At 50.8% G+C, this 13,427-nt stretch carries 8 protein-coding genes; 7 read left to right on the plus strand and 1 reads right to left on the minus strand.

Features of this window, described 5'->3' with window-relative positions; all coding sequences use genetic code 11:
• Positions 1-31 precede the first annotated feature (31 nt).
• The 4 genes from SPB21_RS13655 (at position 32) to SPB21_RS13670 (ending at position 8,680) form a co-directional block, all read left to right on the plus strand.
• On the plus strand, positions 32-5,581 hold the full coding sequence (locus SPB21_RS13655) for a CHAT domain-containing protein (protein ID WP_499866849.1): 5,550 nt from the start codon (positions 32-34) through the stop codon (positions 5,579-5,581).
• Positions 5,582-5,773: 192 nt separating this feature from the next.
• Complete coding sequence (locus tag SPB21_RS13660; protein ID WP_499866851.1) at positions 5,774-7,171, plus strand: HAMP domain-containing sensor histidine kinase; 1,398 nt, start codon at positions 5,774-5,776, stop codon at positions 7,169-7,171.
• Between the two features lie 26 nt (positions 7,172-7,197).
• Positions 7,198-7,881, plus strand: coding sequence for a response regulator transcription factor (locus SPB21_RS13665; protein ID WP_499866852.1), 684 nt, complete (start codon positions 7,198-7,200; stop codon positions 7,879-7,881).
• Between the two features lie 4 nt (positions 7,882-7,885).
• Positions 7,886-8,680 carry an ABC transporter permease gene (locus tag SPB21_RS13670; protein ID WP_499866853.1) on the plus strand — a complete coding sequence of 265 codons (795 nt, stop codon included), beginning with the start codon at positions 7,886-7,888 and terminating at the stop codon, positions 8,678-8,680.
• 150 nt (positions 8,681-8,830) lie between these two features.
• Here the strand turns inward: SPB21_RS13670 and SPB21_RS13675 are convergent, their stop codons facing one another.
• Positions 8,831-10,339, minus strand: a complete 1,509-nt coding sequence (locus SPB21_RS13675; protein ID WP_499866855.1) for a CAP domain-containing protein — start codon at positions 10,337-10,339, stop codon at positions 8,831-8,833.
• 344 nt (positions 10,340-10,683) lie between these two features.
• On the opposite strand from SPB21_RS13675, the gene SPB21_RS13680 reads away from it, so the two are divergent.
• The 3 genes from SPB21_RS13680 (at position 10,684) to SPB21_RS13690 (ending at position 13,387) form a co-directional block, all read left to right on the plus strand.
• On the plus strand, positions 10,684-10,833 hold the full coding sequence (locus SPB21_RS13680) for a hypothetical protein (RefSeq protein WP_499866856.1): 150 nt from the start codon (positions 10,684-10,686) through the stop codon (positions 10,831-10,833).
• Positions 10,834-10,858: 25 nt separating this feature from the next.
• The gene (locus SPB21_RS13685; RefSeq protein WP_163663048.1) at positions 10,859-12,202 is read left to right on the plus strand and encodes a hypothetical protein; all 1,344 of its coding nucleotides are present in this window, start codon (positions 10,859-10,861) and stop codon (positions 12,200-12,202) included.
• A 75-nt stretch (positions 12,203-12,277) separates the two neighbouring features.
• Positions 12,278-13,387 (plus strand): DUF1822 family protein, encoded by a 1,110-nt coding sequence (locus SPB21_RS13690; protein WP_499866857.1) that lies wholly within the window; start codon positions 12,278-12,280, stop codon positions 13,385-13,387.
• Positions 13,388-13,427 lie beyond the last annotated feature (40 nt).

Below are 13,427 nucleotides of genomic sequence, written 5' to 3' on the forward strand. Positions count from 1 at the left end.
AAGACTCTCTTCATAACTGGAGATTTCTCCCATGTTGCCAGTTGTTCTACTGCCAGGTAACATTCCGCACCCCCCACTTCTGTTCGAATTGGGACAGTCTGCCCTATCTGATGTCAAACTGAGCAATGCAGAAACGTCTTCCACATCCCCCGTATTTAGCAATGGGGTAAGGACAGACACACTGCTAGCTCAGGCAATTACGCCTGGTTCTGCCGATGTGGGCACTGTTGTCAATCCTGGTGCCACCCAGATCGACATTACCGGTGGTCAGGTGTCTGGCGATGGTGCCAACCTATTCCATAGTTTCCAAGAATTTGGCCTCACGGAAGGCCAGATCGCCAACTTTATTGCTAGTCCAGAGATTCAAAATATCCTGGGCAATGTGAGCGGTGGTAATGTCTCCTTGATTGATGGTGTACTACAGATCAGTGGCAGCGATGCGAACCTCTATTTGATCAATCCGGCAGGGATTGTTTTTGGAGCTAATGCAGCGCTAAATCTCAATGGTGATTTTACGGCCACCACAGCGGATCGCCTTGGGTTTGGGGATGAGTGGCTGGATGCGCTTTCTACCGGGGATTATCCGCTGCTGGTGGGTGCGCCCAACCAGTTTGGGTTTAGTGCTGAGCAACCGGGCAGCGTTGTGAATTTGGGCACGTTATCGGTTACACCCGGGCAAAATATAACGCTCATGGGGGGGACGGTGGTCAATGGAGGAGAATTGTCGGCAGCCGATGGCACCCTTACTTTGCTGGCTGTGCCGGGAGAAAAGCTGGTCCGCATTAATCAAGCAGATACATTGCTGGGTTTAGAGGTTTCTGCTTTGCCCACGGCAGATGCTTCACAATCTTCAAACCCACTGAGTTTGCCAGAATTATTGACCGGTGGTTCTTTGGGAGCAGCCGATTTGGCATTAGTGACAGATACCGACGGTACGGTCAAGATTCAAACGACATCTAGCACAGTGCCCTTGCTTTCGGGAAGTACTGTAGTGTCAGGGCAAGTGAGCACTGCCGGTGACCAGGGTGGACACATTGCGCTGCTGGGTGAGCGTGTGTCTCTTCTGGGTGCTGATGTCGATGCCTCCGGTAGTGTTGGAGGAAATGTGCGGGTTGGAGGTGGATTCCAGGGGCAGGGTAATGTACCCAATGCATCTCGTACCCTTGTTGATGGCAGTTCTCAACTCCAGGCTGATGGTATCGGTGATGCTGGTGAAATTATTGTGTGGGCCGATGACCATACTCATTTCTCAGGTGAGGCCAGGGTTACCAGTGCCACAGGTGATGGCGGTTTTGTTGAGATTTCTGGCCGTAATTCGCTGGTATTTGTGGGACAGGTAGACGCCTCAGCACCCAACGGCGCTACAGGAACACTCTTGCTGGACCCCACCAATATCGAAGTGGTGGCGGCTGGAAGTGACACCAATAATCTGGGGGATGTGGATGACGTTAGCGACCCTGACTTGGGGGCAGGTAATACCACCCGGATCGATGTTGCTGCTTTAGACAATGCCAATGCCAATATTGAGCTACAGGCGAGTAACGACATCACGTTTAGTACTGATGTCAACACTAATGTGGGGTTAAGTGCGATCGCAAATAATGACATCAACATTAACGGCAACATTGTCACTGACAGTGACTTAAATTTTCAGGCTGGAGACAACATCAATATCAATAGCAATGTCACCGCTGACGGTAGCCTTACCCTTGGGGCTGACACTGATGGTGATGGCACCGGCTCAGTGGTTACCAATCCGGGGGCTCAGCTGCAAAATTTTGGTGGAGATGCCAACATTTCTGGCGAAGCGGTCCAAGTAGGCACTATTGACACCAATGGTGGAGACCTGATTGTGACGGCAGATGTCAATGGTGACGGTACCGGTGGCGTCACCGCCATCGTCGGGACTCAATTGATCACCAATGGAGGGACTGCTAATGTCACCGGGGCTGAGGTGCAATTGGCCAATATCGATACTACAGCTGCCTTTGCAGACGGTGGAGATGTGAATGTAACGTCTGCAGGTGACATCTCCTTTGAAGCCATTAATGCCAGTAGTACCGGGACGAGTGTTGGGGCTGGTGGGGATGTGACGCTGACGGCCAACGGTACGGTGCAAGGAACAGGCGAAGTCACCCCTGGCACGACAATTCAAACCACGGGGCTAACGGGGAACGGCACCGTACAAATTCAACACGATGGCGGCCCTGACAATGTGCCCTTTACCATGGGAGATGCCTCTGAAAATGGCACTGCGGGCAATATTATTGCCGATGGTGTTCTTAGTGGAGTCTCTTCCCCGGTTTTACCCAATGGGGGTAACGATACCAATATTGATCCAGCCACAGGGGTAACGGTCACGTCGGTGAATGCTCCACCCACCCTGAGTGCTGATAGTCAGCTGCCAGATACGCCTGCTAATCAAGCATTAACATTCACGCTAGCTGACATCAACCCAGCAGTGACCGACAGCAACAGCGACAATATCACTTTCGAAATAGCGTCGATTGCAGCGGGGACATTGTTGTTGAACGGGATGGCAGTGCAACCAGGGGATGCGATCGCACTCACCGATACCTTAGAATTTATTCCCCCCACTGATGCCACCGGACAAATTACGGCCTTTACCCTGCGTGCCAGTGATGGCGTCTCTCAGTCAGCCGCAGTGCCAGTTTCTGTCGCTTTAACAGATATTCCTCCAACCATCGACCTTCCCCTTGATCCCACCTTAGGAGTGGCTCAAGCCCCCCCACTACCCGCCTTAGCACCTGAAGAACAAACCTTTGTGCTGGGCATGCCGCTGGCCCAATCGCCTCTTTTGGAAGAGTTGACTATTTTAGGAGCCGTTCTGCCAGAAGCTTCCTTGTTGATTGTTGGAAATTTGTCGATTTTACCTGAGAACAGGGTACCCACGTCCGGCACCATTAATCCTGGCTTTTTGCCCAACCTAGGGTTGCAATTTACGCCGGGGGGCAATGATCCACTTCCCAGTCTCCCCGGTGACCCAGGCACGACAACCGATATTTTTCCAATTATTCTGCCAAATCCAGAGCTTACCGATGTGCCCGCCGATCCAGGCGGACCTGAGCCCTCTGCCCCCGGTCAACCGGGTACATCCCCCGACCCTGGGGTGCCTGGGTCGGAAACCCTTGCCAGACGACCAGACAACAATACGCCAGAGGGCACTCATCTCAATACAAATACTGTTGTGGGTCCTCCCCAAGGATTAGAAAGCTGTCAGGCCCAGGCGCAAGAGATTGCCATGACTACAGCCCGTACCCAGACGGTTTACGAAGGGCTGATCCACTGCCATGGGCAAAACCTGGCCAAAGCGGTTGAGTTAGATAATTCCGCCTGGGTTGTCTATTCCCTCAATAATTTAGCCATTGCCCATTTTGTGGTGGGGGACTATTTAACCGCCCTGGATTTTCATGAACAACAGCTAGAAAAAGCCATCAAGTTGGATGATGCAACTCAGCAAGGCATTGCCTTGGGGGGAATTGGTGCCGTCTATGGAGCCCTTGGTGACTATGCCACTGCCATTGACTACTACCAGCGCAGCCTGGACAAGATGCCCATCGAAACAGCCCCCCAGTGGAAAGCATTGACCTACCGTAATTTAGGCAACGCTTACTTTGCCGAAAAAGAGTATGACCGTGCTGCTGACTATCAACAGACCAGTCTGGATATTTCTCGCGGCATCAAGGATACCTATGGTGAAATGCAGGCCTATGGCAACCTCGGCCATACCTATGCGATTCAAGGAGATTTTGCCGGTTCGATTGCTGCCTATGAACAGGGTCTGGCCTTGGCCGATGATTTGAACAATGACCTGGAGACAGCTCAAATGTTGTTGGGGTTGAGTACGACCTATGCCTATCAGCAAGGCTATGATCAATCCTATGACTATGCTCAACAGAGTTTGGCCATTGCCCAAGGGCTGGGGGCACGGTTGGGTGAAGGCATTGCCCTGACCAATATGGGAAATGCGTTGCTATATCTCAACCGTTTGCCAGAGGCAGAAGACGTGCTGCACAATGCCATCACGATTTGGGAATCTCTTCGGGCCGGTCTGGGCACCCATGATGCCTTTAAGGTGGCAATTTTTGAAACCCAGGTGGCAGCCTATCGCAATTTAGAAGAGGTTTTGGTGACCCAAAACAAACTAGAGCCGGCCCTGGAAATTTCTGAGCGGGGTCGCGCCCGAGCCTTTGTTGAGCTGATTGCCAGGGGCAAGGTAAATCCCAACCAGGCCGGGCCGATCACACCGCCGTCCATTGAGCAGATGAAGCAAATCGCCAGGGCTCAAAACTCCACCCTGGTGGCATACACCATTATTCGGGACCAGGTGGCAGATACGCCCCATGGGGCATCGGTGCAAACCAGGGTGGAACCGGAGGATGTGCAGCTCTATATCTGGGTGGTGCAGCCCACAGGAGACATGCATCTACGCCAGGTGGACCTGGAGTCGTCATTACAGGCCCAGGGGACATCCTTGGTGAAGCTGGTGGAGACCAGTCGCGATCGCAGCGGCATCCGTGGTGGTTTTGAGACCAGTCGCTCTTTGGCGATTCGCCCTGGCGATCAGGTGCGCCGTGAAGGAGATCCCCAAGATTGGGCCCCCTACGGGGTTGTTACCATCGATCCTCGTGCCCGCACGGTCACCCTCAATCACCCAGACTTTGCCCTGCCTAACCCGGTTGTGCCCTTAAGCGAAGTTTATAAAGTTAATAGCTCAGCCTTTGCAACTGTTTTGACCCAGCGTCAGCATTGGCAAGATCTATACCAGCTATTAATTGAGCCCATGGCAGATTTGCTGCCCAGCGACCCCAATGCCCGAGTTGTTTTTGTTCCCCAAGAGCAGCTTTTCCTGGTGCCCTTTCCAGCCCTTCAGGCAAAAGATGGCAGCGACCTAATTGAACATCACACCATTCTCACAGCTCCAGCCATCCAGGTTCTAGGGTTAACCAGTGACAGCGATAACGAGGCGGTTGCTAGTCAACCCCTGGTGGTGGGCAATCCTAGCCCCATGCCCCAACGGTTACAGCCCTTGCCCCACGCCGGTATCGAAGCCAATGGCATTGCTGATCTGTTGTCTACATCGGCACTGATCGGTGAGGCAGCGACAGAAACGGCAATTAAACAACAGTTGTCCACCGCATCGCTGATTCACCTGGCCACCCACGGTTTCTTTAATGAATCCAATCCTTTGCAAGGCTCGCTGGCCTTTGCCCCCACGGCTAACCAGGACGGCTTCCTCACCGCCGAAGAAATACTCGGGCAATCGCTACAGGCTGACTTGGTGGTGCTCAGTGCCTGTGATACTGGACGTGGGCAAATTACTGGCGATGGCGTAATTGGTCTATCTCGGTCATTTTTAGCAGCTGGAGCCAATAATGTCATGGTTTCCCTATGGCAGGTGCCCGATGATGCCACTGCCCAGCTGATGATTGAGTTTTACCAACAGCGCCAGGCCTTAGACAACGCCCAAGCCCTGCGACAGGCAATGCTGGCAACCCGTGAACAGTATAAAGATCCGGCTGCCTGGGCTGCTTTTACCCTGATTGGTGCCATAGAGTAATGAGATATTAATTGTTTTTCTCCTGTCTCCTGGCCCAACTTAGTTTTTCCTGCTTAAGTCGATACCCATTTTTCAGCCATTTCTATTAGCGTCATCTGGGGGATTTATCAGGATTATCTCAGCTTGCCTAGATACAGTCATGACAGTTAAAAAAGTTCTAATCTGTGCTGTCACCCTCTGTGCGTTGTTCTAATGAAATTTGATCCAGGTTGCATTCAATTTCGCCTCACTGCTGGAATGGTGTTGGCATCTATCCTTGGCTTTGGTGGTATGACCGCCTGGAGCAATTTTAGAATGCAGCAAATTCTGATTAAGGGGCATAAGGAAAATGCCCTGGAGATTGCCGAGCGCTTTGGCCAGGATGTTGCTTGGATGGACGAAACAATGCCATCCACCATGGCCCTGGAAAAGGTGATCAACTACCGCTCAACTGCGGATACAGCCATTTGGATTCGTTCCCCAGAAGGAGAGCTCGTTGCCCAGTCCGATACCCTCGAAATGGGGTCTTGGAAGAAAGATGGCCTGGCAGAAGATGTGTTAGATCTGCCTCCCCAAAGTCGACTGGAAAGTGTCAATATTCAGGGCCGACAGCTAATTGTTTGCATTAGTCCCCTGGAGGTGAGGGGGAATCTCGTCGGCGATCTGTTTGTAATTGATGACATTACCCAAAACCAGCGCAGTTTTGCGGCGGTTAATCGTGATTTGACCCTGGCTAGCATTTTGGTCATTGGTCTATCTGCCATTGTGATTGCCATTTATGTGCGCCAGTCCATCAAGCCGATTTGTAAGATGAATGAGCTGGCGGCCAATGTGTCCCCTGACAATCTGGCAGATACACATCTGGAATTTGACCGGGCTCCAACCGAAGTGCGGGATCTAGCCCAGGCATTCAACATGATGCTGGGCAGACTGTCAGCAGCCTGGGATCAGCAGCGTCGTTTTGTCAGCGATGTGTCCCATGAGCTGCGCACTCCCTTAACTCTGGTCCATGGCTATTTGCAAAGTACCTTACGTCGTTGCAATACCCTGACTGAACCCCAGCGAGAGGGGCTGGAAATTGCGGCGGCTGAAGCGGACCGGACAATTCGTCTACTGCAGGATTTGCTAGATTTGGCGCGGGCCGATGGTGGCCATATGCGGTTCCACATTGAACGGTTGCCGCTAAAGGACATGGTTTTGAACACCATTGAAATGTGCGGTTATTCTAGCGATCGGGTCAAGGCGGATATTCAAAGCTCAGGTATCGATGCCAGGGCCGATCGCAATCGCTTGAAGCAGGTGTTAATCAATTTGATTAGTAATGCCGTCAAATACTCTGAAACCAGTACGGTGGTTACCGTACGATTAAGGCAGGAAGACGAATGGGCAGTGATTCAGATTTGCGATCGCGGTCGTGGCATTCCCATGGCTGACCTCAGTCAAATTTTTGAGCCCTTTTACCGAGTGGATGAAGACCGTTCACGGGCCACCGGAGGTACCGGTCTTGGATTATCCATCGTTAAAACATTAGTTGAAGGCATGCGAGGAAAAATTAAGGTACAGTCCAAGCCAGGTGAAGGTAGTATATTCACCGTCAGCCTACCTTCGTAGTCAGGTTATCCCTGGAGTCAATCATCATGACAGAACCTTCAGCCAAAATATTAGTCATAGAGGATGAGACCCAACTTGCCAAGTTTGTGCAAATGGAACTCTCTTACGAAGGCTATGATGTGGCCATAGCCAACGATGGCCTGTCCGGTCTCATGGCCGCCCGCGACAACATGCCAGATTTGATTTTGCTCGACTGGATGATGCCAGGATTGGCTGGCGTAGAGGTTTGTCGCCGTCTGCGCAGCACCGGTGCGCAGATGCCGATCATTTTCCTAACAGCGAAAGACGACGTGGCCGATCGAGTGGCTGGGCTAGATGCCGGAGCGGATGATTACGTCGTTAAACCTTTTAGCATTGAAGAATTGCTGGCCCGTGTCCGTGCCCACCTGCGCCGCAACGATCCCCAAGAAGCAGAATCGCTACAGTTTGAAACCCTCACCCTCAACCGCAAAACTCGCGAAGTGTTTCGAGGTAACCGTGGCATTGAGCTAACGGCAAAAGAATTTGACTTATTAGATTACCTGATTGCCCATCCTCGGCAGGTACTGACCCGCGACCAGATTTTAGAAAAAGTCTGGGGCTATGATTTCATGGGGGATTCCAACATCATTGAGGTCTACATTCGCTACCTGCGGTTGAAGCTAGAGGCAGAGGGCGAAAAGCGTTTGATCCAGACTGTGCGCGGTGTGGGTTACGTTTTGCGGGAGTGATTCGTTGAACCCAACCACCATCGAACTTGACCTGATCCGCATTGCCTGGGCCTTGGGGTTAGCCGCTGTCGCCATTGGATTATCCCTTTGGCAACAGCTGGGCCTGGCTGGCACCCTAGTATTGGCCACCCTGCGCACCGTGGTGCAGCTGTTTGCGGTTGGAATTTTTCTATCCATTGTGTTTACCCTCCGCAGTCCGGGTCTGATTATCCTGGTACTGCTGGTGATGACAACGGTTGCCGCGCTGACTGCCCGCAACCGCATTGGGAAAGACATTCCTCGGCTGATGCTATGGCTGTGGGGGGCCATTTTAACCAGCACGGCCCTGACGATTACCTATACCATGACGGTCGTGGTGCGTCCTGAGCTCTGGTATGAACCCCGCTATCTCATTCCCCTAACCGGCATGGTGCTGGGTAATGCCCTAACAGCGGCGTCTTTGACAGGTGAGCGTTTAGTCAGTGCCCTCCGCAACCATCGTGGTGAGATTGAAACCCACCTGAGTTTGGGGGCAACCCCAAGTCAAGCGATCGCAACCTATCGCAGGGAGGCCATTAAAGCCGGTCTGATTCCCACAGTTAATTCCATGATGGTTGTTGGTCTGGTCACCCTACCCGGCATGATTACGGGCCAAATTTTAGGGGGAGCTGACCCCCTGAATGCCGCGCTTTACCAGATGTTGATTATGTTTATGTTGGCCTTTGCAACACTCACCACTGCCATCTTGGTTGCCTATGCCATCAAGCGACAGTTTTTTAATCAAGCCATGCAACTCATTGATCCTAAAAAACAGAAGTAGAGTTGGAAAAGTCTGTTGAGATGGCTGATGCCATCCAGGGTAGGGGCATTCCCTTGTGGATGCCCTGCGGTACCGGGCGCGATCAGTCAGGATTTTGTATTAGAGGTCAGGGGTCAGTGAGGTCCTGGATTCTGACATCGGAATGTGCACTTAAACCAAAACAAACATCTCACTCGTCATATCAGTGACAACCACGTTATTTACCTGAGCCAGGGTCTCTCCATCTACAGAGATCACTGTGGCATCACCGCTCTGCCCTAAGGAAAGATCAGCATAGGTTAGTCCATCGGCTAAACCAATCAAGTCAATCCCGACTTCAAAATCTCGAATAATATCTCTGCCTTCTCCAGCAGCCAGGATAAACCTATCCGCACCGCTACCTCCAGAAAAGTTATCTCCAGTGAGAATATCGTTGCCTAAGCCACCCCGTAACAGATCATCGCCATCATCACCCCAGATCAAATCATCACCCGCGCCACCAAAGAGAGTATCATTGCCCCCTTTGCCCCCAATGCGATCGTTACCAAGACGGCCCCAGATAACATCATCGCCACCAACCCGACCACCCGGATCTCTCCGATTATGATCGCCGCGCAATATGTCATCACCATCACTACCTAAAATCTGATCATCACCTAAACCACCCGCAGTGGGTTGAGTATTATCACGAACTTCAATACTGTCATTACCAGGAGTTCCTATACCTAAAGTGTTGTTGTCAGGGTTGTTTATGGGTGGCTGCGGCTCTGGCTTAGGAGTGGGCTCTTGAGGCTGAGGTGTTGGTGTAGGAGAAGGTGTTGGTGTAGGAGAAGGTGCGGATATAGGCGGTGATGGCAGGTCTGGCTGCGGTAAGTCGGGTTGAGGGGCTGGCGTAGGAACAGGGGGCTCCGGAATAGGCGTAGGTGTGGGAGCAGGGGGTAGCGGAACAGGGGGCTCCGGAATAGGCGTAGGTGTGGGAGCAGGGGGTGTAGGTGTAGGTGTAGGGGGCTCCGGAATAGGAGGAGTGGGTGTAGGTGTAGGTGTAGGGGGTGTAGGTGTGGGAACAGGTGCTGGCGTAGGGTTAGGAGAAGTTGGAGGCGGTGTTGGCACAGGTGCTGGAGTCGGCACTGGCCCGGGTGCTGGAGTAGGAGTAGTTGGCGCAGGTGCTGGAGTCGGCGCTGGCACAGGTGCGGGTGCTGGCGCTGGCGCAGGGGGTGTGGGCCTTGGTGTCGGACGCCTTGGTGGTGTTGGAGGAGCCGGTTCAGTACCTGGAATTCTGGTGCCTAAGACAATTGTCCAATAATCAAAATAATTATGGTTACCAGTATCGTTGGCTAAAAAGACATGGCCTGCCCCTAGCTGCCGTACATTGGGATTTAAAATATTAGCGCGATGGCCTGGACTGCTCATCCAGTCATCAAACACTTCTCTCACTGTGTAGTGCCCCGCACCAATATTTTCAACAACTGTTCGAGATTGGTAACCAGCAACTCTCGCTCTTTGGGTTGGGTTTGAACCATTAGAACCCCTATGGCCAACAACTAAATCATTATGAGCAATATCAGAAGTATGCCGCTGAGCAGCATGATTGAGTTGTTGATCGATGGTGAGTCGAGACAAGCCTGCCCTAACGCGCACACCATTAACGAGCGCGAGAAACTGCTGAACAAATGTAGCCATTTTTATACGTATTTCGGATCGGTGCGTGCCGTACTGTTCTTTTTTATCCCTTGGCCCATGGCCATCCCCATGGTGCTAACACCCAACTTCATACATCTTTTTTGAAGAAGTTGGGGATTAGTCGTAGATCCACCGAGCAAACTATGACTAGGATTGTTACCGTAGAACACAAAAACTGTTCTACTTGATAAAACACGTCAGTGCATTTACCCATGGTGATAAGAGGTCGTCCGTCTCAGATTTTTCTTGAGCTATTGTGCGCTTAGATACACCCAAGACAACCTTGAATAAGTCAAGGCTATGAAGCAATAAGTTCTCACAGAACATTGAGGAGGCCTTGCTCCATGAGTAAACTACTTCATGCCATATCCTTACTGTTGGCCATTATCCTTTACCGTATGTTGGCTCCAACCTCCATACCCGGTGGATCGACTGGCAATTATTCAATAAATTCTCAAATTTATCTGACTACTGCAACGACCGTTCTAGACTGATTTCAGGTAATTGTTTGCATTCACCATGGTTAACACATCGCGTTATTGGCAAATGATGGTTTTAACGGCTGCAGGGCGACTACAGCGACAGAAATTCCCCGATGCCCAACGCTGGTTTCAGCCCCAATTTGGCCAGCGTTTAGAAGCTGAAATCCTGTCCGAACGCGATTGTCAGTTAGCTTTGTGGGAGTTAACCCAAACCGATGCAGAGAATGCAGCCATAGCTCAACTGTGTTTGCGCTGTTGGTTGTCCCACCAGATTGAAGCTGCCTGTACCCAGTTAGTTCGTCAATTTGGTGAGACCTATAACTTTACAGGCGCAGATCTATGGCCCCTGATTTTGGATGACGATGGTCAGGTTCCTGCAACCTACCCTGCTGTGGCGATGCAAATTCTAGCTAAATACGATCCCAGGCAGTCGGCCTTGAGTACCTGGACCAGTCGACTGACTAAAAGTCATCCGAATCTCAACCGTTTCTTTATGGAACAAGGGTTATATCGCATTAGCCCATGGGCAATTCTCAACGATACCCGCATATCGCAGTTGCCCAGAGCGTTGCCCCACCTCAGTCAAAGTGAGTTGACTGCAGCTAGCCAATTACTCAGTGCCTATCATCGGGTGTATCGTAATGACCGATTAAAACAGCGCCAGGGTCGTGCCCGTCGCTGTGTTGACCCCACCGATGAACAGCTCCAAAAGATTGTACCCAATGAGGCTCCTAACCTGGTATTTGCCCAGTTACATGAGCTGGCAGATCAGTTGCGACAATATCGGATTGCAGTGCGTCGACGTACCCCATTGACCCAATCTTTAGATAACACTGAGACAGGTCTTTCCAATCTCTCGGCACCGACTTCTGATGACGCAGAGAAAGCTCAAGATGACTTTTTAAAGCGTTATCGGACTCACTTTATTACGACTCTCGACCAGGCAATTCACCATATTGTGCAAAGCTATAGCACCCACTATAAAAGGAGGAAACCACCCCAGGATAGCGTTTATCGAAAGGCCCTAATACTATTTCACTGTCAGGGATTATCCATGGGAGTGATTGCGAAACAGTTAGAGTTAACTAATCAGGTAAAGGTAACCCGTTTGTTGCAGCTTAAGCAATTTCGAGCCAAGGTTTGTATCTACTGGTTAAATCAACTTAAAGAGCAAGTCCAGGCGGATGCGTTACAGCATGTTTCTGCTGACCGGCTAACCAAAATTGCCCAGCAACTGGATTACATTTTGACTGAAGAAACAGAAACAGTGATGGCAGAAGCTGCCTCAGAGGCACAAATTCCTAAGAATCGTACGGCAAATAGCATATTTTCCCGTCGTCTGTGTGAAACAGTTTTATCTTCTACGCCTCCTGATGAATAGCCCCTCTATAAAAATACTCCCTGTAAGCTGATCTCATTCTAGTTAACCCACACTGTCACAGCGCTTTTTCACGCCATGAATACTTCATCCCTCGATCCTCAACAATTTGATATAATTCCCCTCTCAACAGAAACAGTTATGCTATCTACCACCTCTACACAATGGGCTACAGACATTTGTCAAGATATTTCGGATGATGATAGCCAATGGCAAACTTTTTTGAGAGCATTGGCTATGGCAGGGGTAAAACAATGGCTTGAAGATACTGGTTTACTTCCTGCTGACTTACAAGAGACAACGTTCACCCAATCGTCTAATTTGAATGTTGGAGACTATCGTCTATGGGTGTTGCCCATGGGCTCAGTGGTTGATGATGCCGTGAGCATCCCAACAGTCGCTGTAACAGGGGATCAGGCAGCCCATTTATATGTCCTGGCGGAAGTGCAAGAAGAAGTGAACCAGGTGCGTGTAGTGACAGGTTTACGCCATGATCAGCTACAGCAATATGTGCAACAACATACCCCTACAGATACTCAGGCTTATACGGTTCCCCTTGATCGGTTTGTGGTCACTCCAGAACAACTTTTGTTATATCTCAATTGTCTAGAGCCAGAGACAATTATTCAGACTGCTCCGTCTAGTCAGCTGAGTGCGATTGCTGAGACTATAACCACAGGTGTGGTTAATGTGGGGAGATGGCTACAGGGTGAGCTAGATGCCATGGCTGAGCAGCTTGCCTGGGAGTTACTGCCACCCTTGACGCCAGCCCATGGCTTGCGACCTGTTAAAGAAGAAATAGAAAATATTGTAGAAGAACTCACATCTCAGGGCATTGAAATCCCTATACGGGCAAGGGGTGCTTGTAAAAAGATTAATTTAGCGGGCTTTCCTTGCCGTCTTTATGCGTGGGTTTGGCCATTGATGGTCGATGATGTACCTGAGTGGAGCCTGTTTTTAATTCTAGGACCGACACCAGGAGAAACCTTACCGGTTGGCATTGAGCTGATGGTGAGTGATCAGCAGGAGATATTGTCGCGTTCTACACTTACCCAAGAGACGTCAGTTACCTATCTGTACACTCAAGTCATTGGTTACTGGCAAGAGCAGTTCATAGTGGATGTCGGGTTACCCAATGGTCCTACCATCACTCTGCCTCCGTTCGGCTTTGAAATCAGCCAGGGATAAGCGCTTGCTGATTGAGACAAGCCGTATGCTAAACAGCCAT

It is taken from the genome of Leptothoe sp. ISB3NOV94-8A, assembly GCF_043421595.1.
GTDB classification, from domain to species: Bacteria; Cyanobacteriota; Cyanobacteriia; order Phormidesmidales; family Phormidesmidaceae; genus Leptothoe; species Leptothoe turfae.